The organism is Amphritea atlantica, assembly GCF_900111095.1.
In the GTDB taxonomy this organism is placed as follows: Bacteria; Pseudomonadota; Gammaproteobacteria; order Pseudomonadales; family Balneatricaceae; genus Amphritea; species Amphritea atlantica.
Genome location: NZ_FOGB01000001.1, coordinates 339073 through 365940, shown reverse-complemented (window position 1 = coordinate 365940; position 26868 = coordinate 339073). Strand labels below are relative to the sequence as shown.

28 protein-coding genes are annotated in these 26868 nt (G+C 49.6%); 10 read left to right on the top strand and 18 right to left on the bottom strand.

The genetic code is table 11. The features are described 5' to 3' along the window. The 5 genes from BMY09_RS01640 to aptA all read right to left on the bottom strand — a co-directional run bounded on the left by BMY09_RS01640 (window position 1) and on the right by aptA (window position 5355). Window positions 1-459, bottom strand: coding sequence for a DUF4231 domain-containing protein (locus BMY09_RS01640; protein WP_091353056.1), 459 nt, complete (start codon window positions 457-459; stop codon window positions 1-3). A 231-nt stretch (window positions 460-690) separates the two neighbouring features. Continuing rightward, a complete protein-coding gene (locus BMY09_RS01635; RefSeq protein WP_091353054.1) occupies window positions 691-1173 on the bottom strand; it encodes a Crp/Fnr family transcriptional regulator in 483 nt (160 codons plus the stop codon). A 239-nt stretch (window positions 1174-1412) separates the two neighbouring features. Then, window positions 1413-2366: a DNA ligase gene (locus BMY09_RS01630; RefSeq protein ID WP_245756478.1), complete on the bottom strand. Its 954-nt coding sequence runs from the start codon at window positions 2364-2366 to the stop codon at window positions 1413-1415. 85 nt (window positions 2367-2451) lie between these two features. Continuing rightward, window positions 2452-3942, bottom strand: a complete 1491-nt coding sequence (locus tag BMY09_RS01625; protein ID WP_091353051.1) for a CoA-acylating methylmalonate-semialdehyde dehydrogenase — start codon at window positions 3940-3942, stop codon at window positions 2452-2454. 75 nt (window positions 3943-4017) lie between these two features. Then, window positions 4018-5355 carry an omega-aminotransferase AptA gene (gene aptA, locus BMY09_RS01620; protein ID WP_091353049.1) on the bottom strand — a complete coding sequence of 446 codons (1338 nt, stop codon included), beginning with the start codon at window positions 5353-5355 and terminating at the stop codon, window positions 4018-4020. 103 nt (window positions 5356-5458) lie between these two features. On the opposite strand from aptA, the gene BMY09_RS01615 reads away from it, so the two are divergent. Together BMY09_RS01615 and BMY09_RS01610 are read left to right on the top strand one after the other, a co-directional pair. Then, window positions 5459-6397 carry a LysR family transcriptional regulator gene (locus BMY09_RS01615; protein ID WP_091353047.1) on the top strand — a complete coding sequence of 313 codons (939 nt, stop codon included), beginning with the start codon at window positions 5459-5461 and terminating at the stop codon, window positions 6395-6397. A gap of 286 nt (window positions 6398-6683) precedes the next feature. Continuing rightward, window positions 6684-7157: a LabA-like NYN domain-containing protein gene (locus tag BMY09_RS01610; protein WP_091353044.1), complete on the top strand. Its 474-nt coding sequence runs from the start codon at window positions 6684-6686 to the stop codon at window positions 7155-7157. Window positions 7158-7187: 30 nt separating this feature from the next. Here the strand turns inward: BMY09_RS01610 and BMY09_RS01605 are convergent, their stop codons facing one another. From BMY09_RS01605 to BMY09_RS22500, 3 genes are all read right to left on the bottom strand, one after another. Beyond that, complete coding sequence (locus tag BMY09_RS01605; protein ID WP_091353041.1) at window positions 7188-7688, bottom strand: GNAT family N-acetyltransferase; 501 nt, start codon at window positions 7686-7688, stop codon at window positions 7188-7190. A gap of 75 nt (window positions 7689-7763) precedes the next feature. Then, complete coding sequence (locus tag BMY09_RS01600; RefSeq protein WP_091353039.1) at window positions 7764-8027, bottom strand: hypothetical protein; 264 nt, start codon at window positions 8025-8027, stop codon at window positions 7764-7766. Between the two features lie 100 nt (window positions 8028-8127). Continuing rightward, window positions 8128-8343: a cysteine-rich CWC family protein gene (locus BMY09_RS22500; protein WP_217647369.1), complete on the bottom strand. Its 216-nt coding sequence runs from the start codon at window positions 8341-8343 to the stop codon at window positions 8128-8130. A gap of 874 nt (window positions 8344-9217) precedes the next feature. On the opposite strand from BMY09_RS22500, the gene BMY09_RS01590 reads away from it, so the two are divergent. The 3 genes from BMY09_RS01590 to BMY09_RS01580 all read left to right on the top strand — a co-directional run bounded on the left by BMY09_RS01590 (window position 9218) and on the right by BMY09_RS01580 (window position 10871). Continuing rightward, a complete protein-coding gene (locus tag BMY09_RS01590) occupies window positions 9218-9442 on the top strand; it encodes a Nif11-like leader peptide family natural product precursor (RefSeq protein WP_091353036.1) in 225 nt (74 codons plus the stop codon). 300 nt (window positions 9443-9742) lie between these two features. After that, window positions 9743-9961 carry a Nif11-like leader peptide family natural product precursor gene (locus BMY09_RS01585; RefSeq protein WP_091353034.1) on the top strand — a complete coding sequence of 73 codons (219 nt, stop codon included), beginning with the start codon at window positions 9743-9745 and terminating at the stop codon, window positions 9959-9961. A 190-nt stretch (window positions 9962-10151) separates the two neighbouring features. Continuing rightward, window positions 10152-10871, top strand: coding sequence for an alpha/beta fold hydrolase (locus BMY09_RS01580; protein WP_091353031.1), 720 nt, complete (start codon window positions 10152-10154; stop codon window positions 10869-10871). Here BMY09_RS01580 and BMY09_RS01575 read toward each other — a convergent pair. Together BMY09_RS01575 and BMY09_RS01570 are read right to left on the bottom strand one after the other, a co-directional pair. Further along, window positions 10868-11518 (bottom strand): TetR/AcrR family transcriptional regulator, encoded by a 651-nt coding sequence (locus BMY09_RS01575; protein ID WP_245756477.1) that lies wholly within the window; start codon window positions 11516-11518, stop codon window positions 10868-10870. The two genes, BMY09_RS01580 and BMY09_RS01575, sit on opposite strands and share 4 nt — an antisense overlap. 145 nt (window positions 11519-11663) lie before the next feature. Then, window positions 11664-12947: an NAD(P)/FAD-dependent oxidoreductase gene (locus tag BMY09_RS01570; protein WP_091353025.1), complete on the bottom strand. Its 1284-nt coding sequence runs from the start codon at window positions 12945-12947 to the stop codon at window positions 11664-11666. 327 nt (window positions 12948-13274) lie between these two features. On the opposite strand from BMY09_RS01570, the gene BMY09_RS01565 reads away from it, so the two are divergent. From BMY09_RS01565 to cspE, 4 genes are all read left to right on the top strand, one after another. After that, the gene (locus BMY09_RS01565; protein WP_091353023.1) at window positions 13275-14621 is read left to right on the top strand and encodes a glutamine synthetase family protein; all 1347 of its coding nucleotides are present in this window, start codon (window positions 13275-13277) and stop codon (window positions 14619-14621) included. Between the two features lie 136 nt (window positions 14622-14757). Beyond that, on the top strand, window positions 14758-15879 hold the full coding sequence (locus BMY09_RS01560; protein WP_091353021.1) for a polyamine ABC transporter substrate-binding protein: 1122 nt from the start codon (window positions 14758-14760) through the stop codon (window positions 15877-15879). Window positions 15880-16138: 259 nt separating this feature from the next. Beyond that, the gene (locus BMY09_RS01555; protein WP_091353018.1) at window positions 16139-17605 is read left to right on the top strand and encodes a sensor domain-containing diguanylate cyclase; all 1467 of its coding nucleotides are present in this window, start codon (window positions 16139-16141) and stop codon (window positions 17603-17605) included. 205 nt (window positions 17606-17810) lie between these two features. Then, entirely contained in the window at window positions 17811-18017 is a 207-nt protein-coding gene (cspE, locus tag BMY09_RS01550) for a transcription antiterminator/RNA stability regulator CspE (RefSeq protein ID WP_091353016.1), read from the top strand. Between the two features lie 114 nt (window positions 18018-18131). Here cspE and BMY09_RS01545 read toward each other — a convergent pair whose 3' ends face one another. Next, window positions 18132-18332, bottom strand: coding sequence for a DUF1127 domain-containing protein (locus BMY09_RS01545; protein WP_091353013.1), 201 nt, complete (start codon window positions 18330-18332; stop codon window positions 18132-18134). 122 nt (window positions 18333-18454) lie between these two features. Here BMY09_RS01545 and BMY09_RS01540 point away from each other — a divergent pair, with 122 nt between their 5' ends. Next, window positions 18455-19384, top strand: a complete 930-nt coding sequence (locus BMY09_RS01540; RefSeq protein WP_091353011.1) for a LysR substrate-binding domain-containing protein — start codon at window positions 18455-18457, stop codon at window positions 19382-19384. A gap of 3 nt (window positions 19385-19387) precedes the next feature. Here BMY09_RS01540 and BMY09_RS01535 read toward each other — a convergent pair whose 3' ends face one another. The 7 genes from BMY09_RS01535 to BMY09_RS01505 form a co-directional block, all read right to left on the bottom strand. Next, window positions 19388-20095, bottom strand: coding sequence for a type 1 glutamine amidotransferase (locus BMY09_RS01535; protein ID WP_139203117.1), 708 nt, complete (start codon window positions 20093-20095; stop codon window positions 19388-19390). Between the two features lie 62 nt (window positions 20096-20157). Then, complete coding sequence (locus tag BMY09_RS01530) at window positions 20158-20874, bottom strand: glutamine amidotransferase-related protein (RefSeq protein ID WP_091353005.1); 717 nt, start codon at window positions 20872-20874, stop codon at window positions 20158-20160. Window positions 20875-20944: 70 nt separating this feature from the next. Beyond that, window positions 20945-21760, bottom strand: coding sequence for an ABC transporter permease subunit (locus tag BMY09_RS01525; RefSeq protein ID WP_091353003.1), 816 nt, complete (start codon window positions 21758-21760; stop codon window positions 20945-20947). Further along, on the bottom strand, window positions 21760-22716 hold the full coding sequence (locus tag BMY09_RS01520; protein ID WP_091353000.1) for an ABC transporter permease subunit: 957 nt from the start codon (window positions 22714-22716) through the stop codon (window positions 21760-21762). The genes BMY09_RS01525 and BMY09_RS01520 overlap by 1 nt, the downstream gene beginning before the upstream one ends. Further along, window positions 22713-23894 (bottom strand): ABC transporter ATP-binding protein, encoded by a 1182-nt coding sequence (locus BMY09_RS01515; RefSeq protein WP_091352997.1) that lies wholly within the window; start codon window positions 23892-23894, stop codon window positions 22713-22715. Before BMY09_RS01515 ends, BMY09_RS01520 begins: the two co-directional genes overlap by 4 nt. Window positions 23895-24050: 156 nt before the next feature. Continuing rightward, window positions 24051-25142, bottom strand: coding sequence for a polyamine ABC transporter substrate-binding protein (locus BMY09_RS01510; protein ID WP_091352995.1), 1092 nt, complete (start codon window positions 25140-25142; stop codon window positions 24051-24053). Window positions 25143-25412: 270 nt separating this feature from the next. Next, entirely contained in the window at window positions 25413-26753 is a 1341-nt protein-coding gene (locus BMY09_RS01505; protein WP_091352992.1) for a glutamine synthetase family protein, read from the bottom strand. Window positions 26754-26868 lie beyond the last annotated feature (115 nt).

The window sequence follows — 26868 nt, the reverse complement described above, 5'->3', positions numbered from 1 at the left end:
CTATTCAGTTACGCTGGCGCCTGTATGGTTGCCCTGAACGATTCCCGAACTCCATTTCTCACCGGAATTGGTCAGGACTGTCTGAAACCGGTTAAAGAACGCATCCAGTTGCTCGGAATCCAGGGTATCGCTTTTAATCTGAAACATCAGTTCACGCCTCAGATCACACAGAGAGTAATAGATAGTACGTTCATGAATCCACAACTCATCAGCCTTACGCAACCCTTCCAGGGAAGCCAGAATACCTGCGATGCCGGAAAAAGCGAGAATAGCTATATTCAGCATCGGAGCGACCTCGGGCAGATAGAGGGCCAGACCAGACAGCACTGATAACACGGCGGTTAACCCAAAAGAACCATACCGCAGGCGCCTGTGCAGCAGCTTGTGCTCAGAAGAGTTACGCCTGAACATCTCAATTTTTTTATCCAGCTCATCAAGAACAAACTGTTGCTGATCCATAGAAACTCTCCTGCTCTGCCTATCGCCATACCGGGCCGGACAAGTTATCCCGGTTGGCGGCGGTTACCACTGATTGATAATAGTCCAGAGTCTATGAAGCTGCCTTTGCAACGACAAGCGTCGAGAGCACTCTTATAGAGAGCAGTTGAGAGAGCAACGCGAATAATAAGGCGGTTTTAATCAGGGGTTGCTATGAAAATCTGATGCCTGGTGAATAATGAAGGGTTCTGATCAGCTTTTAGCCACATACATCTCGTCCAGATGACTGATTTCACGGCTCATCTCCCGGGTAATATTGATCAGAAAGATCATAAACATCTCCGGATACTCTTCACACAACTGATGAAACAGTGCCGAACTGATCTCCAGCAGATAGCCCTCCTGCTCAACAATCGCGTCCCCCCGGCGCTGATGCAGTCCGATCATCCCCACAAAACCGATCTGTTCTCCCGCGACATAGAGACGCAACGGCACCCTCTCTCCATCGTTATCACGATCCTGATAAAAGCGCACTGAACCATTGAGAATTACATAAAACTTATCTGAGTTATCGCCGCGACAGAAAAGTTTATCGCCACTCTGAACAGCTAACAGAGATCCCTGTTGTAGTAAAAAATTCAGGCTTTCTTCGGACAGGGCGCCAAACATAGACAGATGCTGGCAGAATCCTTCGGGGAACTGCTGTTGGAGCTCATCGAACGATACAACGTTCATGGTTAATTTTCCGCAATGCAATATTAGACAACACAATTATAGAATGGAAAACGAAAATATAAGATACCCACAAGGGAATAGCGAGAAATTATCCCCCGTCAGTTCTGAAGACCCTGCCGGTAGGTTAGGCACCAACCCGACTTTTGAACACCACGGCTTTTCGGAGCGATTACCGGTTAACGCCTCGCCCGAGTGAACAGTTGATAGTGATGACTGTCGAGGCGGCCTCAGAGCTTACGCTATAACAGCCTGATCCGCATAAAACTGGCGAAACGCGGCACACCATTATTGTTGATCCCAGTGTACTTGTAAGTTACCAAACTACCGATTTCTGGCGGATTTTTTCGTTGCTGATCAGTAAAGCCACTGCCGAGTTTAAAGCGGACTCCGGTTGGCGTTTCAACCAGCAACGCCCCCAGCATGCCAGCATACTTCCCTTTACCCGGCTCATAACCTATTACTCTCGCTTCGGCATCTTGCCACAGTTTTAGCTTAAGCAAATTCGAGCTGCGTCCCTGTTTATATATTGCATCTTCATGATGCAACATCAGCCCTTCGCCTCCACTGGCAACGACCTGCTCCAAAAAAGCCATTAACTCAGTATCAGAGGCTAACCGCCTCTGATCGATTAGCTGAATCCAGTCCCGATCAATATCATTTACAATGCTTCTCAATTGAATCAGTCGATCACTAAAAGTCCCAGGAGACTGCGGCAGATCGAACAACATATATTTCACTTGTCTCCACTGTTGAGACCAGAGGGCAGGATTATCACCCGGAGAGCTTCTCACGAGTGCTGAAACTGCATCAAACTGCCCCCGTCCTATCCATAATTCACCATCCAGCGGCTGTTGGGGCAAATCAGCGATAAACCACTGCGGCGCGCTGACCGGATAACCCTGCCGGGTTAACAGCTGTTTCCCATCCCAGTAACCTCGCACCCCATCGAGTTTCTCACTTACCCAGTAAGCAGAGATATCAGAACCCGATTGATAGATTGTCGCCAGCTGCAGTTTTGGCTTATCGGCAAAACCAGGCGACACAACTAGAAAACTGACCACAACGATCAGGCTGCTAAATAAGATATGACAGTAACGGATAAACACCATTTCGCCCTCCCTGAGCAGATAAACAGGACTTCGTCCATGAAGCGTGTTGATAATTAACCCTAGCAGAAAATTTAATTGATGCATAAAAAAGCCGGCCCAGTATTAACTGGACCGGCAAAATCTCACGAACAAATGAAACCCAGATGTAAAACTGTGGCCCTATGGGGGATTAACTAGGGAAAGAGAAAGATACTCCTTCGCGAACACCGCTGGACGGCCAGCGCTGAGTAATCGTCTTACGCTTGGTGTAGAAACGTACCGCATCCGGACCATAGGCATGCAGATCTCCAAACAGTGAGCGTTTCCAGCCACCGAAACTGTGGTAAGACACTGGCACCGGCAGAGGTACGTTGATACCGACCATCCCCACCTGAATATTGTCTGAGAAGTAACGTGCCGCTTCACCATCACGGGTAAAGATACAGGTACCGTTACCATATTCGTGATCGTTGATCAGCTGCATCGCCTCTTCCATGGTATTAACACGCACAACCTGCAACACCGGGCCAAAGATCTCCTCTTTATAGCTCTGCATATCAGCCGTCACCGCATCGATCAGTGTGGCACCGACAAAGAAACCGCCATCGAAACCTTCAACGGAGGGATTGCGACCATCAACAACAACCTTCGCACCATCGGCTTCAGCGCTATCGATATAACCGTTCACTTTCAACTGATGCGCCTGGGTGATCACCGGACCAAAGTCGTTGTCAGGATTGCTGTAAGCGCCCACTTTCAGAGACTCCATCGCTATCCGCATCTTCGACACCAGTGCATCAGCGGCTGCATCACCCACCGCGACGGCGACAGACAATGCCATGCAACGCTCACCGGAAGAACCAAACGCCGCCCCCAACAGTTGGTTGACCGCGTTATCCATATCCGCATCCGGCATCACAATCGCGTGGTTCTTCGCCCCGCCCAGTGCCTGACAGCGCTTACCATTGGCATTCGCAGTGCTGTAGATATATTCCGCAATCGGTGTTGATCCGACAAAGCTGACCGCTTTAATCCGGCTATCGGTCAGTAAGACGTCTACCGCTTCTTTATCACCGTTAACCACGTTGATAACACCGTTTGGCAGACCCGCTTCCTGCAGCAACTGGGCGATAAACATGGTCGAGGATGGATCACGCTCAGACGGCTTCAGAACAAAGGTGTTACCGCAAACAATCGCCATGGGGTACATCCACAGGGGCACCATCGCCGGGAAGTTAAACGGGGTAATACCCGCCACCACACCCAGTGGCTGAAACTCACTCCAGGAATCAATACCGGGGCCAACATTGCGGCTGTGCTCGCCTTTCAGCAGTTCTGGCGCACCACAGGCGTACTCAACATTTTCAATCCCCCGTTGCAACTCACCGGCGGCATCATGGGCGATCTTGCCATGCTCTTCGCCGATCAACTGGCAGATCTTATCGGCATGCTCTTCCAGCAACGCTTTAAAACGGTACATCACCTGGGCACGCTTTGCCGGTGGGGTGTTACGCCAGGCAGGAAACGCCTGTTCCGCCGCGGCAATCGCCTCTTCAACCGTGGCTACCGATGCCAGCGCCACCTGTTTGCTCTCTTCACCGGTGGATGGGTTATATACGGGTTGTGTACGGACGGCATCACTGCGCATCTCACCGTTAATCAAATGGCCTACAACTGTCATAATAATATCTCTTTACTCTGTATTACTGCGCCAGTGACGCAGTAAAATCAATACAACTCGATCAAAAACGGGCACTTAGCTCAGCTCGTTGATCGACTCACCCAGCGCATTAATCAGGCTATCAATCTCTTCAACCTCAACGGTAAATGGCAGACCCAACTGGATGGTATCGCCACCGTAACGAACATAAAAACCTTTCTCCCAGCACTTCATCGCGATCTGATAGGGACGCAATGCAGGCTCACCCGGAGCGGCCTCAATGGTCAGACCTGCAGCCAGACCGTAGTTACGGATATCAGACACATACTTCGTACCCTTGAGACTGTGAACCATCTCCTGGAACTGAGGTGCAATCGACTTCGACCGCTCAATCAGCTTGTCATTGGCAAGGATATCCAGTGACGCCAGACCAGCAGCACAGGCGACCGGATGGGCTGAATAGGTATAACCGTGTGGCAGTTCCAGCATATAGTCGGGACCGCCCTCAGCCATAAAGGTATCGTAGATCTCCTGTTTAGCGATCACTGCGCCCATCGGAATGACACCGTTGGTCAGCTGCTTGGCAACCGTCATCAGATCCGGGGTCACACCAAACTCTTCTGCCCCCGTACTGGAGCCAACACGGCCAAATGCGGTAATAACCTCATCAAAGATCAGCAGGATATTGTGTTTATCACAGATCTCCCGCAGACGCTTGAGATAACCCACCGGCGGCGGAATCACCCCGGTAGAACCGGCCATCGGTTCAACAATCACTGCGGCAATATTCGACGCATCATGCACCATGATCTGCTGTTCCAGATCGTTTGCCAGGTGAGCACCGGTTTCAGGCATTCCCTGGGTAAACAGATTCTCTTCAAGCATGGTGTGGGGCAGATGGATCGCATCGATACCCTGACCGAAGATAGCCCGGTTAGGGCTGATACCACCGACGCTGATACCACCAAAGTTAACCCCGTGGTACCCCTTAGAACGGCCCACCAGACGGGTCTTACCGCCCTGACCTTTTTTACGCCAGTAAGCCCGGGCTATCTTCAGAGCAGTTTCAACGGATTCAGAGCCGGAACCGGTAAAAAACACCCGGTTAAGACCTTTCGGCATCAGCTGAGTAATCCGGTGTGCCAGCTCAAATGATTTGGGATGACCAAACTGAAACGCCGGAGAGTAGTCCAGCTCTTTCACCTGTTTACTCACCGCCTCGGTAATTTCGGGGCGACTGTGTCCGGCACCACAGGTCCACAGACCAGACAGACCATCAAAGATTTTCCGGCCGTCAGCAGCGGTATAGTAGTTACCCTCTGCCGCCACAATCAGTCGCGGGTCCTGCTTAAAGCTACGATTAGCGGTAAAAGGCATCCAGTGTGCATCAAGCTGCTCCTGGGTAAGGCCGCAACGCTTTGGATCATCAGTCATAGTGTTATTCTCGGGTTATTACATGTTGACTCTATTATCGCCAGGGATTAAGTTTATTAAATTCACAAATATTAATTCTAAGTTAACCAGACAATTACCTAATATGAGCCGAACAGAAAACCTGTTACCCCGTCAGTTGGGTGATGCCCATATACGTCTGCTAAGAATCTACAAAGCGGTCGTTGAAAGCGGTGGTTTCTCTGCCGCCGAGGTGGAACTGAATATCAGCCGCCCTGCTATCAGTCTGGCTATATCTGAGCTGGAAAGCCTGCTCAATATGCGTCTTTGTAACCGTGGCCGCGCCGGTTTCGCCCTCACAGAACAGGGCGAAGAGGTGTATGACGCTACCCTGCAATTACTGGGGGGGCTGGAAAACTTTCGCGCCCGGATCAATGCCATCAACACCGAACTGAAGGGTGAACTGAACATTGGTATCACCGACAATATGGTCACCGTGCCGCAGATGCGCATCACCCGCGCCCTGGCAGCGCTGAAAGCGCGAGGCCCCGAAGTGGTTATCAATATCCGCATGATTCCACCCAAGGATATCGAATCCGGGATATTAGACGGGCAGCTTCTGGTGGGCGTGGTATCAGAACAGCGCAGTCTGCCGGGCCTCAACTATTTCCCTCTCTATGACGAACAGTCGGTACTCTATTGCAGCAACGAACATCCGCTATTTGATCGCGACAACAGCGGCCTGAGTGATAGCGAACTGTCTCAATATGATGCAGTGCTGCCAGCCTTCCCACAGTCAGCGGAGATAAAGCAGCAACAAGCGCTGCTCAAAGCCAGTGCCAGCTCTACTGATCGTGAAGGGATCGCTTTCCTCATTCTCAGCGGCAGCTTTATCGGCTTTCTGCCCACCCATTACGCCAAACAGTGGCTCAGAGAGGGGCGGCTTAAAGCGATTCAACCGGAAAAACGCAGTTTTACCACCCACTATACCGCTATCACCCGCAAGGGCGCGCGCAACAACCTGATCCGGGATGCGTTTATGGAGGAGTTGGAAAAGCAGCCAAAAAGCAGCAGCCAGACGTGACTTCGCCGATAAGAGCAGTAGCTAGAACGTCGCTTCGCGACTTGCTCGACGCGGCTACGCCGCTTGCTAGAAAAAGATTAAAAACTTAAGGAACACCTGTGAACCGAATCGCTGTCTTTGTTGATGTGCAAAAAATCAGAAGTGGTTTAAACCGCCGAACAAACAGAGAACTTGCGTTTGTGGGGTGGGAGGCGCGCTGGTATGCCCTCTGGGTACCTCGCGGCGATTGGAATCTTGCAAACATAAGAACTTGCTTGCCTGATATAGATATAAAAAAGGAACACCCGTGAACCGGATCGCTGTCTTTGTGGATGTGCAAAACATCTATTACACCACCCGTCAGGCCTATGGGCGGCAGTTTAACTACCGCAAACTGTGGCAAAAAATCAGTGTTGAAGGTGAGATTATCATCGCTAATGCCTACGCTATCCATCGCGGTGATGACAGTCAGCTCAAGTTTCAGAACGCCCTGAAGCATATCGGTTTCAACGTCAAACTGAAGCCCTACATCCAGCGCAGTGACGGCTCTGCCAAAGGCGACTGGGATGTCGGTATCGCCATCGATGTGATGGACGCCGCGCCAGACGTCGATACCATCATCCTGCTATCCGGTGACGGGGATTTTGATCTGCTACTGGAACGGATAAAACGGAAGTATGGCGTTAAAACGCAGGTCTATGGTGTGCCTGCCCTGACCGCTAACTCCCTGATCAGCTCTGCGACTGAGTTTTTTCCCATCGGAGAAGAGATGCTTCTTTGAAGCAGTTACCAGACGTGACTTCGTCACTTGCTACAAACATTCGCTATGTGTTCGTAACTGTTTGTGCATGACATAGCTATCAACATAGCCAAGTTTACCGTGTTTATAACCCTTAGGGATCGTACCGATAATATTGAAGCCCAGCTTTTGCCAAAGCTGGACGGCCACTTCGTTGGTCGACACAACACTATTAAACTGCATCGCATCAAAGTTCAGTAACCGTGCCTGTTGTTGAGAATGTTCACACATTTTACGGGCAATCCCTTTCCCTCTGGCTTCATCTGCAACCATATAACCACAATTACAGATATGTTTACCCGGGCCCATCCCGTTTGGCTTAATGTAGTACGACCCTGAAACAACACCATTATCTACAAACACATAGGTTTTCAGGGGTATCTCGCACCACAGATGATATGCCTCATCGGAGGTCATATCCGGATCAAATGCGTAAGTTTCCTGTGCCTGAATAACACCTGAAAACACAGACCAAAACGATTCAAAGTCTGATTTTGTCATCTCTCTGATCATTCAATTCCCCTGAAACATAAAAGCAAAATTGCTGACAGAATCGCGCTGCCCCCAATTTAAGTCATCATTGTACAATTAACCGGTTTTCTTATCAGGGGCAGAAAAAATGGCAATAATGGCAGCCACCACCCCGATAATAATCGCCAGCATAGCAAAGCCGGTCATGGCATTACCGTGAGCTTTGAACAACAACAGATAGAGGCCCAGCGCCACAAGGATCACCCCCACTCCGATAAATATTTTCGGGCTTGGGGCTCTTCCCGCTGACACTTTGTTCTTTTTAACCGTTTTAGATTTTGAGTGAGCAGACACTTTTCGTTTATGCGTATTTTTAGGCATTTCCTGGTTCCTCAGGCTGACAGCATCAGGTGAAAAATCACCATCTGCGTACCTTGTCCTACTACATATAAATCAAATAACTCTGGCGAATCAAGTATAGTCACTTAACTATTTTTGAAGCACAGGATTTACAAATACACGCCTTTCCTTTCGCCTCTTCAGGCACCAGAGCTAATAGCGCTTCTGGAAACGCGATGTCAGGAGAACGACACCAGCAATCAGGTTCCGCAACACTCGACGATATGCCCCCACACCCATTATCCTGATGACACAGAGGGCATACAGTGGGATCAATTCTGTCCGGGTTAGTATTCACATAACACCTCGGTTAACCACAGCCGTCTTAAAACTGGATAAACGTTTATTAACCCCTGGCTTTCTGCTTCCTGAGCTTATCCAGCTGCTGTTCTTAAATAAAATTCAGCTCTATTTTTTCTACATTTAATTACGAGAATAAGTAGATTCAAAAGACAATATACGCCCGTTATCATTAATGCGTAATAACGGGGCAAACTAATTCAGACAAATAAAACATAATGAGTGCGATAGCGTTTAAAAAAAGTAAGCATAAACGTAAAGAGCGATTCTCCCGCTCTGACAGCCCGGGCTGGTTTATCGCCGCTGGAAGCGGCTCCTACAAAAAACTAAGGTCTGTACCAATCCCGCTTTTTCTGGCAAGTGACGTAGCCAAGTCTGAAAACTAGCAGCTGCTCTGGAAAAGCACGGCATGAAATAGCGTTTATAAAAAGACGGCTTAATTACCCCTAATAAACCGGCTTTCACTTTCCGCGCTGCGCTCTCTGTAGTTAAACCGTTTTTTAAACCTTATTCACCACAGAGGACACCGGGATCACGGAGAAAAGCGACATAGACAAAACCTTAAGTGGTGAGATTCAGGACATAGCGTTCCTCTCGCGGAGGCTTACTAAGTCTGTTCCAGCCAACGACTCAGTCAGGTCATGCCACTGTCAGGTCCGCAGTATCTGCTCTTGTCGCAAACCTCTCAATGGCGGGTACCTGTCGTAGTGATGACATATCCGCTGCTACATTCAGTTTCTTAACTTACTGAATTATAATTACTAATTAGTATTTACGACTAAGGAATGTATTTTGCAGCAGGGTATACAGAGCATAAATCGTGATTGCGTATTCACTCGATACGCTCTGTATAACAACAGGAGAGTACTGTTATGTTGACACATCAGATCGCTGCATTTTCCAATAAAGTCAGACAAACACCTGAGCTGAGCAGGAAACTCAAAAATTGCCACCGGTTAACCGATATGCTGGCACTGGCACAGGATCTTGGCTTCTTTTTCGAAGAAGACAGTCTCTATCCACCCAACAAGCCTCAGTTTACCGAGGATCAGCTGTCTGACCGGCTCGCGAGTGTTCTGCTGCGTTTTTATGCATGAGAATAAAAGCCCGGCATAGTGGTTATTTCACTGCTGACCGACCGGATGGACAGTCAATCGTGGAGTGACAGTGCATCCTGTATTTTTGTCAGAAACGCTTCAGCACCGATAGAAATGTCATAGTGCTGACAAGGACTGTTCAAAAAAAGCTATCATAAGTAATTGTTTTTACTTGATTATCAAAGAAAATCAGATATCCATAATCGGTATATAGATTGCAAACCCCTTCTCGATTCAGGAAACAGTGGAAACTCCACTTTCCGCTTACCATCCATCTAATTAAATTGAGAGAGCAATACTATGTCGATTAAGCAAATTGCCGATTTTTCCAGCCTGGCCAAAACCTCCCCTGAAGTGGGTGAAAAATTAAAAGCCTGCATTAAAATGAAAGAGATGTTTGCCCTGGCCCGCGAGAATGGTTTTGATTTTGATGAGGACAGTCTGTATCCACCAAATGAACCACAGTTCACAGAAGACCAGCTTTCTGAGCGTCTGGCTAAGGCCCTGCTACGGGTTTAAGGGCTTGATGCCCTGGCTCTGACTAAGGACATAAATCGCTTCCGCATCTCTGTTCATCAGAGATGTTCACTGGAAGCGATGTTATCAAAATACTCCGCCATATCTGCCTGATATCACTCCTTAAAAATACTGGTGCAATCTCTGTTCAGATGATACAAACAGGTTGATCCCTTATTGTCGGAGAGAGGATATGTCTGCCATTGTTTTTTTACCCGGATTAATCTGTGACCAGGCCGTCTGGGAGGATCAGGTTAAGGAACTGCTCCACCGCGGCTTCGAATGCCAGGTAATCGATTACGGTAATGCTGACAGTCTGACTGAGATGGCATATATAGCGCTTGAGCAGGCCCCCGAATCATTTGCACTTGTTGGTCACTCGATGGGGGGCAGAGTGGCAATGGAGGTCGCCCGTCAAGCACCGCAAAGAATCACCCAGCTGGTATTGATGGATACCGGCTATCTGCCGCTGGCGCCAGGCTCAGCTGGCGAAAAAGAACGGGCTGGCCGAATGGCGCTGATTGAGAAAGCCCGCCAGCAAGGGATGCGTATAATGGGTCAGGAATGGATGCAGGGGATGGTGCTACCGCAACATCTCAAAGATGAGCCGCTCTGTAACGCCATTCTCAATATGATTGAGCGAAAAACAGTGGCTCAATTTGAAGCGCAGCAAACAGCCCTTTTAACCCGCCCTGATGCCACAGATGTATTAAGATCACTAAACTGTCCGACTCTGTTTATCTGCGGCAGTGATGATCTCTGGAGTCCGGTCAGTCAGCATGAAGCGATGTCTGAACAGGTAGCTGACAGCATCATTGAGGTAATCGCTCATTCGGGACATATGTGCACCATGGAGCAACCCCAGGCCGTTAATCAGGCCCTGATTCACTGGCTGCAACCACACCCGGGTTAATCATTTTTGGGTGAGTACTGCCCCAGCAGATTGCAGATGATCATTTTCAGATCCGCCAGGGTGCGCTTCGCCCGCTCACCTTTCTGATTCACCACCACCAGCATGACACTATGGGTCACCTCCAGATAGAGGCGGCCCAGACGCTCCCGCTCTTTCAGATGGCGGTTAATACCGATCCGTTTGAACACTTCGGCCATCCGTGAGATTTCCAGCTCGTCGTGCTGTTCATCCAACTCTCTCAACTCCGGCACGGAGAACATCGCCTGCACCAGCGTCAGGATCGCTTTCTGCTGTTTGTAGGTTTTCAGTTTCAGTGCCAGCATCTGTTCCACCAGCGTTTCCAGCGGCAGATCTTCAACCGGCCAGCGGGCGATCTCATCCAGCGCTGCTTCGACAGTCTCCAGCCAACGCGACCCCATGGCATAGAGAATCGCGTGCTTATTGGGAAAGTAGTGATACAGGGAACCTACCGAGATCCCGACCTCTTTGGCGATCAGAATCGTATTAAGATCATCCAGCCCAACCCGCTCCAGCAACTCACCGGTGACATCGATAATCTGCTTTGAACGCAGCTTTGAACGACCCTGTACAGGTGCATTGCGCGGTGCCAGATCCGGGGCCGCTTTTACCCGGCGATTCTCTGTCAATTTCGGTTCCTGCTCTTCCAACTCAACACTCTCTGGTTAACGTGCTTTGATTGGCGGGCATTATAGACTGAATTATCCGGGTTCTGAAAATATCGGGTTATTAAAACCGGGCGCATTAACACTGGTTCTCGTATGACACATCAGCTCAGAGAAAACGGTCACGCATCGAATAATACAGCATGCCCGCCACCAGGCCGGGCCAGCGCAGCAGCGTTCCGCCCGGAAATGTCGGTGTGGGCACTCGGGTAAACAGATCAAACCTCTCTACAGAACCACTGATCGCTTCAGCCATCAGTTTTCCACCCAGCGTTGCCAGCGCCACACCATGGCCGGAATACCCCTGCGCCACGAAGAGATTGTCATCGATCCGGTCGAAATGGGGCATTCGGTTAAGGGTAATGGCCAGGGTTCCTCCCCAGCCATAGTCGATCTTCACATCCTTCAACTCCGGGTAGAACTGCAGCATATAAGGACGCACAAACGCCGGAATATCGTTAGGAAAACGGCTGCTGTAGTTCTCGCCCCCGCCCCAGAGCAACCGGTTGTCTCCCGACAGTTTGAAATAGTTGATCACAAAGCGCGAATCAGCCACTGCCACATCATCCCGGTTAATTTTGCGGCACAGTTCCTCGCTGAGCGGTTCGGTGGCGATAATAAAATTATTAATCGGCATAATTTTACCGGCTATGCGAGGCTCAAGTTTGCCCAGATAGCCGTTACAGGCCAACAGAATATACTTCGCTTTGACAACACCTGTGTCAGTGCGTACCTCTGCATCTTTTCCGGTGGTGTAACCGGTCACCCGGCTGTGCTCATGGATAATCGCACCGGCTTTGGTCGCTGCAGATGCCAGCCCAAGGGCATAATTCAGCGGATGCAGGTGAACGCCTTCCTCCCAGTATTCGCCCCCAAAATATCGATTCGTACCCAGCATCGCCTGCACTTCACTATCTGGTACGAAACGGATCTTGTCGTAACCCAGCACCCGCTGCTTATACTCAACGCTCTCACGCATTTCGGAAACATGCCCCGGCTTTGCAGAGACATGCATCACTCCCTGCTTCAGATCACAACTGATCTGATGCTGTTCGATCAGATCTTTAACCAGTTGCACCGACTCAAGTGAGCTTTGCCACAGAGAATCCGCAGCGCTTTGCCCCACTTTCTTAATCAGCTCAGCATGTCCCATGTTATGACCAGGGCAGACCTGTCCACCATTTCGACCAGACGCGCCCCACCCGACTGTTTCACTCTCCAGCAGGATCACGGAATAACCCTTTTCTGCCAGGTGCAGTGCCGCTGACAGGCCGGTATAACCGGCACCGATAATACAGATATCAGCCTGTTGCTCCCCTATTAACGCAGGATAATCAGGCCTGTCATTGGCCGAAGCAACATAATAGGAGGGCTGAAAATTGTTAAGACTCATGTTCGGGGTCTCCATAAAAAACCACATTAACCGATATAAAAAAAGACAAGACCACACAACAAACCGAATAATAATTCTAATTTAATTGAACAACAACCCCGAAAAACGGTAACAAATACAAAATTAGTGTTGATTTTTAAATATTCATGAAATAACCTAAAACCCGAATAATGTTTCGACTAATGTCACACAACAGACCAATCAGAAGGTCACATAGCCGACATATTATTTGAACAGTTTCACAGTAAACGCTGCTCTCAGATCCATTACTTCTATAGTAAGTAGTGAATAGCAGGCAATCGGATTAACTCTACAAGTAGGTGATTTATGGAAGCCGTGGAAAGGTTTCTCAAAGAAAACGGGATTACCGAGGTCGAATCGACCCTGCCGGACATGACCGGCAACGCCCGGGGTAAGTTTTACCCCACTAAAAAGTACCTGGCAGAAAAAGGAGGTAAGATTCCTGAAACGCTGTTGGTACAAACCGTTACAGGCGAATGGGCTGATAACCACTATGATATTGTGGATCCGGCCGACCGGGATATGGTACTTGTGCCGGACGCCAATACACTGCGATTAGTTCCCTGGGCAGACGAACCCACCGCACAGGTTATCAACGATTGCTACACCAGCGATGGGCAACTACACCCGTTATCCAGCCGTTCTGTTCTTCGCAGGGTTCTGAAGCTTTACGAGAAAAAGGGGTTGCGTCCGGTTATCGCTCCGGAAGTCGAGTTCTATCTGATTCAGAAAAACACCGATCCGGATTATGAACTGAAACCGGCCACAGGCCGCTCCGGTCGCAGAGAAACAGCACGCCAGTCTTATGGGATTGATGCGGTTAACGAGTTTAATCCGGTGATCGACACCCTATACAGTTACTGCGAAGCACAGGGGCTTGATGTTGATACCCTGATCCACGAATCAGGCGCTGCGCAGATGGAGATAAATTTCCTCCACGGTGATGCACTGGACCTGGCTGATCAGGTATTTGTGTTCAAACGCACCCTGCGGGAAACCGCCATGAAGCATAATATGTATGCCACCTTCATGGCCAAACCGATGCAGCATGAACCCGGTAGTGCGATGCACATACATCAGAGCCTGATCGATATTAAAACCGGTGAGAATATATTTGCCGGTGATAAAGAAAATGAGTTCTCTGAGAAGTTCTATCACTATCTGGGCGGATTGCAGAAATATACGCCACAAGCGATCTCATTCTATGCACCCAATGTGAACTCCTACCGCCGTTTTGCACCGGATATTGCAGCACCGGTTAACTTTAAGTGGGGCATCGATAATCGCACCACCGGCCTGCGGGTACCTATCGCACCACTGGCAGCGACACGAATCGAAAACCGTTTCCCAGGCTCTGACTGCAACCCCTACCTGGCGATAGCCGCCAGTCTGGCGTGCGGATATCTGGGCCTTGAACAGGGATGCACGCCCAGCAAGCCGGTTACCGATCTGGCCGCTGATGAAGATGAAACTGTCGAGGTTGCGCGCTCCCTTGGTGAGGGACTGGGCCTGCTGGAAGAGTGTCCCGAGCTGGGTGAAATCATGGGTACGGAGTTCGTTGAAGCTTATCTGGGCGTCAAACGCGCAGAGTTTGAAACCTTCCACGAAGTCATCAGCTCCTGGGAGCGTGAATACCTGTTACTCACTGTTTAAAGCTAAGCTTACAAACTTAAAAAACAAGAAATTATGCTTACAGCCTGTGACTTCTTAACCTGCGTCATTCGGGGTTAAGGAGTCACAGAATATACTGTAAACAAAATCAGTAAACTCCGATGAGAGGCGCGACGTAATGACAAAGACTTTACCTTCCCTGATCAGAAAAGCGTTACAGATATCTACATTCAGCCTGGCAGCTTCGGCCTCCATTGCGCAGGCAGAGGAGGTTCTGAACTTTTACAACTGGTCAGACTATATTGCTGAAGATACGCTGGCCAAATTTGAAGCGGAAACCGGCATCAAAGTGGTTTACGACGTCTACGACAGCAATGAGACTCTCGAGGCTAAGCTGCTGGCAGGCAATTCCGGATATGACCTGGTGGTGCCCAGCTCACACTTTATGGAACAGCAGATCAAAGCGGGCATTTTTCAACCGCTGCAGAAAGATAAGCTGACCAACCTCGGCAATCTTGACCCATCACTGATGAAACTGCTGGATAAGAAAGATCCGGGTAACCAGTATGGCGTCCCCTACCTCTGGGGTACCACCGGTATTGGTTATAACATTCAGCAGGTGAAGGCAGTGCTGGGGGAAGATGCCCCCGTGGATAGCTGGGATCTGGTATTCAAGCCGGAAAATATGAAAAAGCTCGCAGAGTGTGGTGTCACTTTTCTCGACTCACCGGATGAGATCTACCCTCTGGCACTGCTTTACACAGGCCAGTCGTCCACCGATACGTCCAAAGCGGTTCATAAGAAAGACAACCCTGCAGCTCAGACTCTGAAAGCAGTGCGCCCCTATCTGCGTCAGTTCAACTCGTCTCAGTATGTTAATGATCTGGCCAACGGCGATACCTGTGTCGCGATCGGCTATTCTGGCGATGTGTTTCAATCGCAGGCCCGTGCAGAAGAAGCGGGTAATGGTATCGAAATTGGCTATAGCATTCCGAAAGAGGGCACTGAGATCTGGTTTGATATGTTGCTGATCCCATCAGACGCCAAACACGCTGAGAACGCACACAAGTTTATCAACTTTCTGTTGCGACCAGAGATCATTGCAGAGATTACCAACTACGTCTGGTATGCCAATCCTAACAGCGCATCGACTGACCTGGTTGACCCTGAAATAACCTCTGATACCTCAATCTACCCCGATGCTGAAACCCGCACCCGCCTGTATATGCCAGCGACACTTCCGGCAAATGTTGCCCGCATACGCAGCCGTACCTGGTCTGATATCAAAACCGGCAACTAGAAAATATCGACTAAAGCGTTTTACTCCATATTAACGCCCCTTCGGGCGTTTTTTTTATTTCAGCGTCTGACATCATCCCCCTAACTGCCAGTCTGCCACCTGCAAAAATAACTGCCTATCCGGCAATGAAACCCTATCACCAGTTAACAACGAGATTAGCTGAAGAGTGCAACGCAAATCTGTTAAGATATAGTCTTCGACACCAGGGATGATTTCGGCTGTCGGCCAACAACTCCACTATCCGACAGATCAAGACACGATGAAGCCGATAACGTTACGTAAACCCTCTTTTATCCTGATTAGCAGCCTGTTGCTAAGCATTGCCTTCGCTACCATCAGTTTTATCAGCTATTTTGTTGCCAATAACTCGCTGAATCAGCATATCAAAACCAACACCCTGCCGCTGACCAGTGACACCGTTTACTCAGAGGTACAGCGAGACCTGTTACAACCCGTGCTGGTTTCATCGCTGATGGCGCAGGACACCTTTGTGCATGACTGGATTGAGAACGGCGAGCACTATCCTGAACAGATGCAACGCTACCTTAAATCGATCCAGACGCGCTATAACGCCTTCACTGCCTTTTTTGTTTCCGAACAAACCACCAACTATTACCACAGCTCCGGGATCATTAAGCAGGTATCGGCATCGGACCCGGCCGATGACTGGTATTTCACCAGCCGCAAAACGCCTGCGCAGTTCGATATCAACCTTGATCAGGATACCGCCGATGGTTTCACCACAACCCTGTTCGTCAACCATAAGGTCAACGATGCGCAGGGACGGTTTCTGGGGATTATCGGTGTCGGTCTGGCCTCGCAAAAGATCAGAGAGTTGATCGAGGTTTATCAAAACCGTTACGGCCGACAGATCTATTTCATTGACCGGCAGGGCAAAGTTACCCTGCAGGGCAGCCAGTTCAAAGGCGCTGATGATATTCATAACCTTAGTGGACTTGGCGATATAGCCCCATTGATACTATCCTCTCCCGGAGGCTCATACAGCTATAGCCATAATGACCAGCAATACCTGATAAAAACCCGTTTTGTGCCTGAACTGGATTGGTATCTTATCGTTGAACATACCGAACACAGCTCATCACAGATCACCGCAACCCTTTGGATCAACCTTCTCATCAGTCTGGTGGTTATAGTGGTGGTATTGCTCCTGCAACACTTTACTTTGGGTGGCTATCAGCGCCGTTTAGAAGTGATGGCCAATACCGATCCTCTGACGGGCACCGCCAGCCGTCACGCCTTTGAGTTAGTCTATCAGCAGATTCTCAGGCTTGCCGACCGTCACCGGCATCCGGTGTCCACTATTCTGGTGGATATTGATCACTTTAAACTGTTCAATGATACCTATGGCCACCTGCTGGGAGATAAAATTCTGAATCAAGTCGCCAGAATACTCACCGATAGCCTGCGCAAGGCCGACACTCTCTGCCGCTGGGGCGGTGACGAGTTCTTTATCATCCTGCCTAACTGCAGCCAGAAGAATGCCTGCGCAGTGGCCGAAAAGATGCGTATGCAGATTGAAACCGCCTTAACAACACTCGAGGGGATTGAGCTGAAGGTAACCGCCAGTTTTGGCGTCGCTGAATATATCAGCCATGAGTCTCCTGCCACTCTGTTTAAGCGCACTGATCAGGCGCTCTACCGGGCTAAATCCAGGTCCCGCAATCAGGTTGAAGCATCATCCCCAGAGGTTTCAGAATCCATATAAAACTGAATATAACCAATTAATGTGTTGATATTAAAAATATAAGTGTATATATTAATACCTGCTTGAAGATTCACCGTATTTTTATGCATCATTTCGAAGATCCTGTTTCAGCTTCTCGTCCTGTTTCCATAATGTATAGTAAAAATTCCTGCATCATCCGCCATCTCTGATGGCAAAACATTATTTATAAAATAGGACAACTAACATGGCTACTGTAACCGGTACTGTTAAATGGTTTAACGCTGACAAAGGCTTCGGTTTCATCGAGCAGGAAAACGGCCCTGACGTATTCGCACACTTCAGTGCAATCCAGAGCAACGGCTTCAAAACTCTTGAAGAAGGCCAGCAGGTACAGTTCTCTGTAACTCAGGGTCAGCGCGGTCCACAAGCAGAAAACATCGTTGCTATCTGAGACCGTGCCAGCTAACAGATCTCTGATCTGTTGCTAGCAAAAGAAAGCCTGATTACGATCAGGCTTTTTTATGCCTGCTATATACTGATTTACTCAGTTGCCAGCTGTTGAACATCATCGCCAGAAAGGTTTACCCGCCTCCTCAAGCGCCTCCTCCCGTGTAACACCAATATCTTTAAGCTGCTCTCTATCCAGCTGAAGCAACAGCCGACGGCTACGATAACGCTGCAACCAACGCTGCCAGACCGCTAAATAATCAAGTCTTTCTTTACTATCGCGTTTCGCACCTATCTGATTTAACACTACCGACTTCATAGCAAATCTCTCCAATAGCTAAGTTATACAGCCATAATCAAGATTTACTTCGCTGACGACAAACGAGTTTTAACACTCTACAATTAAGTTTATCTTATGCATAAGCCAGTATAGAAACGATCATGACCCGCCTGCCCTCACTTAAAGCACTACAAGCCTTTCGACACGCTGCGGAGATGCAAAGCTTTAAACTCGCCGCCGAACAGCTCTATGTCAGCCAGGCCGCAATCAGCCAGCAGATCAAAACACTGGAACAACAGCTGGGGGTAACACTCTTTCATCGTCTGACACGGGAGATTGAACTCACCTCGGAGGGGCGACAACTGCTCCCCTATGTCAGCAAAGCGTTTGCCAGCCTGGAACAGGGTGTTAACCAGTTAAATGATGACCCGCACCCCCAGCGTTTAATACTCAGCACCCTGCCCTCGTTTGCCAGCCGCTGGCTGGTGCCCAGACTAGGTGACTTTCAGGCGCAGGAGGAACATCTGAATATCCACATCTCCCCTGGCATCAGACTGGACAGCTTTGATGATAACCAGCTTGATCTGGCGATCCGGTTTGGTAAGGGAGTCTATCCCGGCCTGAGCAGTCGATTACTGATGCGGGACTATATGATACCGGTTTGCCATCCATCGCTGATCAATAAAGATCGCCCGGCCCGGCAACAACTCGGGGAACTCCCTCTGCTAACGGATGACGCTCCCGACATGAAAGATCTCTGGCCACTGCTCAGAACAGCACTCGGTCTGCCCGAGACGCTGACAAGCTCACGCTTACAGGTCACCGACTCCAATATTCTGGTGGAAGCACTGCTAAGTGGACAGGGAATCGCCGCCGCCCGTTTCAGCCTGGTATATGAGATGATCGAACGCGGACAGCTGATCTGTCCGCTTCCAATCTATCTGCCAAGCAGTTTTGACTACTACCTGGTTGCCCCTGAACATCACTTCAGACGCCCTAAAATACAACGTTTCGAAACCTGGCTGCGTCAACAGACAGAGGAGATCAGTCATAGCTGGGAAAGGTTCAGACAGCAGCACCAGATCACCTGAGTATTACAGCGACTTGCCCATCAATACACGGATGATCGCATCAACCACCGGCGCTGAATCAGCCTCATAATGCTCAAGTGATTTCAGCCCTTTCTCAGCATCAGTAGCAGTCAGATACTCCGGCACAATGGCAGGCAGCTCGCATAGCATATATTCACGACTAAACTCCGGATGTGCCTGCACGGTAAAAATATGGGAACCATAACGCAGTACCCCATACTGACAAAAGGCAGACGCGGCCAGTATCTCAGCCCGCGCTGGCAACTGTATAACCTGGTCCTGATGGATAATGTGCAAACGCACTGGTTCGCTACCTAACACCGCCTGACCGGCTGCAGATGGCTGATAACTATCTACGCCCACTCCCCAACCGGCATCAGCCTTAACCACCACACCGCCCAGCGCCTGAGCGATTAGCTGATGTCCAAAACAGATACCGATCAGTGGCACTTCAGCCTGATCAATGGCCCGGATCAGCGATTCAAGATCAGCGATCCATTCCAGCGACTCATAGGCACTGCAGGGAGAACCGGTAATAATCCAGCCATCACATTCATTCACGGCCTGCGGAAACTCACCCAGTCGAACATCCCAGCACTTAAAGCTGAACTGAGCGTCCGATAGCATGCGTTCAGTCATCAGCGCAAATGAACCGAACTGTTCCTGTAAAGCACTACTACTGGTACCTGCAGCGAGAATACCTATCTTCACTTCTACGCCCTCCCGATACAAAAAAACCGCTGTAGACAGCGGTTCAAATAAGAATCCACAGCTTAGGAAGCAGTGATAAAATCCACCATCCAGCGTGCAACACGCGCTGAATCTGTTGCCGCATCACTTGCCTGCAACTGTGCCAGTCCGGCATTGGCAATATCATCCGGGATCACTGCCCCCTTACGTATCGTCACCAGGTCCGTTTCAAACTGCAGATTGAATTCAGGATGCGCCTGCACAGTCAGGATATTGTCGCCATACACCAGCCCCGCATATTTACAGAAATCAGACTGAGCAAAAGTCCGGGCATTTTCCGGTTTTTCAGTCACCTGATAACGATGCATCGCACTGATCGAGAACGGTTCAGCACCATCCTTTATAAACCCGTTGTCGCCAAGCAGCTGATAACGGTGTAGTCCAACACCCCAGCCACCCTGATAGGCCTCAACTTTTCCGCCAAAGGCTTCAGCGATAATCTGGTGGCCAAAACAGATCCCCAGCAAAGGTCGCTTGCAGGCATCGATCTCCAGAATCAGCTTTTTCAGCTTTTGCATCCAGTCGCGATTCTCATCGACGTTGAACTTTGACCCGGTAATCACCCAGCCATCACACTGTTCAGCGCTATCAGGAAAAACCCCATCGCGCACATCAAATACATCGTATGTAAAGTCAGCATTGACCAGTGCAAACAACTGCTCAAACATATCCGCATAAGAGCCATACTGGCCCAGTAGCTCATCCGGTGTAATACCGGTTGCCAGAATACCTATTTTCATAATCGCTTACTCACCCTAAAAACCAAAGCGCCCACTCAGAGTGGGCGCTGACATAAAGCCCGGAACTACCCTACCCCTGCTTCTCCAGCAGTTTCGCCTGCCGTCGCATCTGATACATCGCAGCTGTCACTCCGATCGCCACCACGGCAATCATCAGTGTAGCCAGTGCGTTAACTTCGGGGGATACACCCAGACGCACTTTGGAGAAGATCACCATCGGCAGCGTACTGTTACCCGGACCAGAGACGAAACTGGCGATAACCAGATCGTCCAGCGACATGGTAAAAGACAACAACCAGCCGGAGATCACCGCAGGCATAATCAGCGGCAACGTCACCAGAAAGAACAGCGATGAAGGTTTTGCACCCAGATCCATGGCTGCCTCTTCCAGAGTTTCATCCAACTGGGACAGACGCGATTGTACAATTACCGCTACATAGGCCATACAGAAGGTGACATGGGCGATGATGATAGTGCTGGTACCACGTCCTGCAGGCCAGCCAAACGCGCCTTCCATCGCCACAAACAGCAACAGCAGTGACAGACCAGTTATTACCTCAGGCATCACCAGTGGCGCACTGACCCAGCCCGCTAATAGCATCTTGCCACGAAAACGTCTGAAACGACTCAGCACAAATCCCGCCATAGTTCCCAGCACCACCGCCACACTGGCGCTGATAAAGGCGATCTTAAAACTCAGCAGGGCCGCATCGATAATCTGATCGTTACGGAACAGCTCGCCATACCACTTCAGCGACCAGCCACCCCACACCGTTACCAGCTTGGATTTATTAAAACTGTATACCACCAGCGCGATCATCGGCGCATACAGAAAGATAAACCCCATGGTTGCGGTCGTATTTAAAAACAGTGATCTACGCTTCATCAGACCGCCTCCTCTTTACCCTGACTGTTGCGGATCATCATGATCGGCAACACCAGTACAATCAGCATCACAACCGCAACCGCTGACGCCATCGGCCAGTCCCGATTGAGGAAAAACTCATCCCACAATACCCGTCCGATCATCAGCGTATCCGAACCACCGAGCAACGCCGGGATAACAAACTCACCAACCGCGGGAATAAACACCAGCATACAACCAGCGATAATGCCAGGCATCGCCATCGGTACGGTGATCAGAAAGAAGCTGGTGGCCGGTTTTGAACCCAGATCTTCAGCCGCCTCCAGTAGCGTGATATCCATCTTTTCCAGCGCGCTGTAGAGAGGCAGCACCATAAAAGGCAGGTATGTATAAACAATGCCGATATAGACGGCAAAATCGGTCTGCAACATGATCAGAGGCTGATCAATAATACCGGTACTGAGCAAAAACTCATTGATCAGACCATTCTTTTTAAGAAACCCCATCCAGGCATACACCCGCAACAGGAAAGAGGTCCAGAAGGGCAGAATCACCAACGACAGTAGCAACGCCCGGGTTGTTGGTTTACTGCGGGCGATCATATAGGCAATGGGAAACGCTATCAGCAACGTCAGAACAGTCGAGATCGCTGCAATTTTTATCGAGCTAAGGTAAGCATCGATATAAAACGAATCTTCAAACAGGAACAGATAGTTCCCCAGATTCAACTTCAAATTGATAAATGCTTCATCCAGATTCCAGTCTAACAATGCCGTATAGGGCGGCACCGCAATGGCTGTTTCCGACAGTGAGATTTTAAACACCACCAAAAAGGGGATAAAGAAAAATACGGCCAGCCAGAGCATAGGTACTGCGATAACAGAAAAGCGCCCCCAGTTTAACCGCTTAAAAATATTGTACTTTGCCAGGCGTGAACCGGAGCCCTCCACCCAGGCAGAACCGGTCTGAGTACTCATGATGTCAATACCACGCTGCTGTCTTCATCCCAGTAAAGATAAACTTCATCGTTCCAGGTCAGCCTCGCACCCAGATCCCGGGTGGTGTTCGGCTGGGTGACACGCACCTCCATACCACTGGCCAGGCGCACCCGATAAACCGACAGGCTGCCCATATACGCGGTCTCTTCGATGATGCCCTTGATGCAGTTCTGCTGACCTTCCGGTTTCTCTTTGCTGATCTGAGTTTTTTCCGGACGCAACGCGACATGCACCTTCTGGTTCGGCGCACAGCTGATACCATGGTTAACAAACAATACCGCACCCGCATCTTTAGAATCGATACGGACAGAGTCAGGCAGATCCTCAATTACCCGCCCTTCAAACAGATTGACCGAACCGATAAATTCAGCAACAAAGCGACTATTGGGGTATTCGTAAACATCATGGGGCTCCGCTGTCTGCACAATCACACCATGATTCATAACACCGATCCGGCTCGCCAGTGTCATCGCCTCTTCCTGATCATGGGTTACCACGACAAAAGTTACCCCCAGCTCTTCCTGAATATTGATCAGCTCAAACTGCGTTTCCTCGCGTAACTTCTTGTCCAGCGCCCCCAACGGCTCATCCAGCAGCAACAGCTTAGGCCGTTTAACCAGAGAGCGGGCCAGCGCCACACGCTGCCGCTGTCCACCTGAAAGCTGATCTGGCTTACGCTTACCCAGATGCCCCAGCTGCACCATCTCCAGCATCTCTGCAACACGCTGCTTAACCTCTGAGCGATCCAGCCCTTCACGCTTCAGACCGAAGGCAACATTTTCTTCAACCGACAGGTGTGGAAACAGGGCATAGGACTGAAACATCATATTCACCGGACGTTTCCATGGCTGAATACCCGCCATATCAACTCCATCAATGATAATCCGACCACTTGTTGGCGACTCAAAGCCAGCCAGCATTCGCAACAGGGTGCTCTTACCCGAACCGGAACCACCCAGAAGACAGAACAGCTCGTTTTTATATATATCCAGTGAGATATTATCGACAGCGGTAAATTCACCGAATTTTTTGGTGACATTTTCTATCCGCAAAAAAGGTTTTGCCCCCTCCTGCTTCCAAAGAGGCATTTTGGAAGTCTGAGGAGATGCCGCAGGTACACTATCAGACTGCGGCTCAATTGTTACTGTTGAAGTCATACTACACCCTATACCATATTCATATACTGAACTCTGTCGGGAGCTCAGAGAGTTATTTATGAAGCCTTCAGTGTGGCAGCTATCTCGTTAGCCGTTAATCCCACTACCTGAAAGCGATATCTCTCTGGCAGAGGCTCGCCTCTGCCAGGGGCAGACTTACCGACCAGTTTTAATCTGAGTCCAGGTGCGGGTCAGCAACCGGTCAAACTTGGCGCTATGTGCATTCTGAGGAAACAGATTAGCCTTCACCTCGTCTGTGGGATAGATACCGGGATTATTTAATACCTCTTCCAGAACCATTGGCTCTGCCGCCTTATTGGCTACCGCATAGTAGGCATAGTTAGAGACCGCTGCGCCGCTGTCTCCTCTGAGGATATAATCTACCAGCTTATAAGCCGCATCTTTATGAGGCGCATCAACTGGAATCGCCATCAGATCAAACCATGCCAACGTACCCTCTTTCGGAATGACATAGCCGATGTTCACCCCCTGTCCCGCTTCTTCAGCACGACCCTGAGCCTGCAACACATCACCGTTGTAACCCAGGGACACACAGATATCACCATTGGCCAGGTCAGAAATATACGCAGAAGAGGAGAATTTACGATAATTGTCACGAGCAGACTTCAGCAGATCTCCTGCTTTTTTCAGATCTGCTTTATCCTCAGAGTTTGGATCAAGCCCCAGATAGTTGAGCGCGATTGCTACGATCTCAGCAGGAGAATCAAGCAGGGAGATACCACAATCATTCAGTTTGGCCGCTATCTCAGGTTTAAACACCAGATCCAGTGTATCAACAGGCATATCGCCCAGCCGCTCTTTGATCATATCAACGTTATAGCCGATACCGATCGTTCCCCAGGCATAAGGAACATTGTGCTTATTACCAGGATCATGACGGGCAATTTTCTCGAGTATTGCCGCATCAAGGTTACCGTAATTGGTCAGCTTACTGCGATCAAGCTCAGTGTAGATTCCGGCCTGTACCTGACGTTCAAGGAAAGAACCGGTTGGCACAACGACGTCATAGCCGGCGCCGCCAGACATCAGCTTCGCTTCAAGCACCTCATTCGAGTCATAAACGTCATAGTTAACCTTGATCCCGGTATCTCTGGTGAAGTTCTCAAGGATCTCAGGGCTGATGTAATCGGACCAGTTGTAAAAATTCACAACCTGCTCTTCAGCCATTACAGTAGTGGAAACGGACGCAGCCATTACTACTGCAAGACCAAGCTTCTTCGGATTCATTGTATTACTCCATCTCTGGTGCTTCAGATGTCGCAGCATGTGCTGACCCATCTATTAGCATTAACTCTTTAGATGCCGCAAAGCGGCGTTCATCAGAGCCACATCTTTTTGTTGTTATTGTCATGGCCGCCCCTCTGATCAGTAAGGCGGCGCTCAAGCTTCTCAAACTGTCGCAGTATTTTCTGCAACTAGTAAAAATGTACTGCAACCTCCCTGTCAGCTATATACCCTCCAGTAGGTATTAGAAAATAATAAATAAATATCAATAAGTTAAAGCAATCCCAAGTAAGATTCATACTCAATATCAGAGATCTGCTCGTTAAGTTTCCGTTGCTCCTGACGCTTCGCTGCAGCAAATACCCTGACAAACTCCTCACCAAGATACTCCTTCAGCACATCACTTTCGGCAAAAAGATCGGTAGCGATATCCCACTTATTTGGCAGAATCATCTCCTGATCTCCGTCAGCATAAGCATCACCTTCAATGGGAGCCGGTGGCATCAGCTTATTCTCAATACCGTATAACGCTCCAGCCAGAATGGCGGCTAACACCAGATAGGGGTTTGCATCAGCGCCGGACACCCGGTGTTCGATCCGACGTGCCTCACAGGGGCTTTCCGGAATTCTGATCGCCACGGTGCGGTTCTCATAGCCCCAGGTGGCAATCGTCGGTGCATGGGCGCCCGCCATGAAACGGCGATAGGAATTCATATGTGGTGCAAAGACCAGCATGCTGTCAGACATGGTATGCATCAGACCTGCAACCGCATTCTTCAGCACATCAGTACCGTCTTCGCCACCATCATCAAAAACATTATTGCCCGCCTCATCCAGCAGACTGAAATGAACATGGAAGCCATTGCCACTCTTATCCGAATAAGGCTTGGCCATAAAGGTGGCAGAGTAGCCATGTTTACGGGAGATCCCTTTGATCAGACGTTTAAACATAATCGCCTGATCTCCCGCCATCAGCGGGTCATTCACATGCAACAGGTTGATCTCAAACTGGCCGGGCCCTAATTCAGAAATAATAGTATCCGCCGGAACGCCCTGAATCTCACAAACCTCACGCACCTCAGCAAAGAACGCCGAAAGACCATCCATCTCATCGATTGAGTAACAGTCGGTTTCACTCAGACGGCGCCCATGTCCTTCGGATAAGATAGGAGGCTTTGGACGCTGAGTCTCTTCAGACTCGCCATCCATAAGATAGAACTCCAGCTCGGTCGCCATCACCGGGGTCAGACCGATCGCTTTAAAACGTTTCACAACACCGGCCAGTACCTGGCGGGGGTCACAACCAAACGGCGTCCCATCAGGGTTGGACATCATTGCCAGAATCTGATCTCTTGGTTCCTCAGCCCAGGGAACGGGGATCGGCCGGTCCCCTACAGGCATACAGATACCATCCATATCGCCCGTTTCAAACACCAGGCCATTGTCCAGCACATCGTCTCCCCAGAAATCGAAACCAAGCACTGAGCGCGGCAATTTAACGCCCTCTTCAAAAACCTTAACCGCTGCACTCGCCGGCAGCCGCTTACCCCGCAAATTACCATTCAGGTCAGCTATAAACAGATCAAACTCTTTATCTTTCTCTTTCTTAAACATCATAAGATTCTCACTCGAAATCTTTCATCCCCACACGCTGGCGGGTCACAACATACTGTTGCAATCAGTTTAGCTTAACCTACATGCTTTTGTGATCACAAAGAATAAAGTAATG

Bases quoted from the DNA above. Each gene is read 5' to 3' on its own strand.
- BMY09_RS01510 (WP_091352995.1), bottom strand. From the start codon at position 25,142: ATGAATCCGAAGAAGCTTGGTCTTGCAGTAGTAATGGCTGCGTCCGTT.
- aptA (WP_091353049.1), bottom strand. From the start codon at position 5,355: ATGACTGATGATCCAAAGCGTTGCGGCCTTACCCAGGAGCAGCTTGAT.
- BMY09_RS01585 (WP_091353034.1), top strand. From the start codon at position 9,743: ATGTCGATTAAGCAAATTGCCGATTTTTCCAGCCTGGCCAAAACCTCC.
- BMY09_RS01530 (WP_091353005.1), bottom strand. From the start codon at position 20,874: ATGAAAATAGGTATTCTGGCAACCGGTATTACACCGGATGAGCTACTG.
- BMY09_RS01555 (WP_091353018.1), top strand. From the start codon at position 16,139: ATGAAGCCGATAACGTTACGTAAACCCTCTTTTATCCTGATTAGCAGC.
- BMY09_RS01525 (WP_091353003.1), bottom strand. From the start codon at position 21,760: ATGAAGCGTAGATCACTGTTTTTAAATACGACCGCAACCATGGGGTTT.
- BMY09_RS01505 (WP_091352992.1), bottom strand. From the start codon at position 26,753: ATGTTTAAGAAAGAGAAAGATAAAGAGTTTGATCTGTTTATAGCTGAC.
- BMY09_RS01630 (WP_245756478.1), bottom strand. From the start codon at position 2,366: ATGCATCAATTAAATTTTCTGCTAGGGTTAATTATCAACACGCTTCAT.
- BMY09_RS01570 (WP_091353025.1), bottom strand. From the start codon at position 12,947: ATGAGTCTTAACAATTTTCAGCCCTCCTATTATGTTGCTTCGGCCAAT.
- BMY09_RS01600 (WP_091353039.1), bottom strand. From the start codon at position 8,027: ATGCCTAAAAATACGCATAAACGAAAAGTGTCTGCTCACTCAAAATCT.
- BMY09_RS01625 (WP_091353051.1), bottom strand. From the start codon at position 3,942: ATGACAGTTGTAGGCCATTTGATTAACGGTGAGATGCGCAGTGATGCC.
- BMY09_RS01640 (WP_091353056.1), bottom strand. From the start codon at position 459: ATGGATCAGCAACAGTTTGTTCTTGATGAGCTGGATAAAAAAATTGAG.
- BMY09_RS01590 (WP_091353036.1), top strand. From the start codon at position 9,218: ATGTTGACACATCAGATCGCTGCATTTTCCAATAAAGTCAGACAAACA.
- BMY09_RS01560 (WP_091353021.1), top strand. From the start codon at position 14,758: ATGACAAAGACTTTACCTTCCCTGATCAGAAAAGCGTTACAGATATCT.
- BMY09_RS01615 (WP_091353047.1), top strand. From the start codon at position 5,459: ATGAGCCGAACAGAAAACCTGTTACCCCGTCAGTTGGGTGATGCCCAT.
- cspE (WP_091353016.1), top strand. From the start codon at position 17,811: ATGGCTACTGTAACCGGTACTGTTAAATGGTTTAACGCTGACAAAGGC.
- BMY09_RS01515 (WP_091352997.1), bottom strand. From the start codon at position 23,894: ATGACTTCAACAGTAACAATTGAGCCGCAGTCTGATAGTGTACCTGCG.
- BMY09_RS01580 (WP_091353031.1), top strand. From the start codon at position 10,152: ATGTCTGCCATTGTTTTTTTACCCGGATTAATCTGTGACCAGGCCGTC.
- BMY09_RS01605 (WP_091353041.1), bottom strand. From the start codon at position 7,688: ATGATCAGAGAGATGACAAAATCAGACTTTGAATCGTTTTGGTCTGTG.
- BMY09_RS01545 (WP_091353013.1), bottom strand. From the start codon at position 18,332: ATGAAGTCGGTAGTGTTAAATCAGATAGGTGCGAAACGCGATAGTAAA.
- BMY09_RS01520 (WP_091353000.1), bottom strand. From the start codon at position 22,716: ATGAGTACTCAGACCGGTTCTGCCTGGGTGGAGGGCTCCGGTTCACGC.
- BMY09_RS01565 (WP_091353023.1), top strand. From the start codon at position 13,275: ATGGAAGCCGTGGAAAGGTTTCTCAAAGAAAACGGGATTACCGAGGTC.
- BMY09_RS01540 (WP_091353011.1), top strand. From the start codon at position 18,455: ATGACCCGCCTGCCCTCACTTAAAGCACTACAAGCCTTTCGACACGCT.
- BMY09_RS01635 (WP_091353054.1), bottom strand. From the start codon at position 1,173: ATGAACGTTGTATCGTTCGATGAGCTCCAACAGCAGTTCCCCGAAGGA.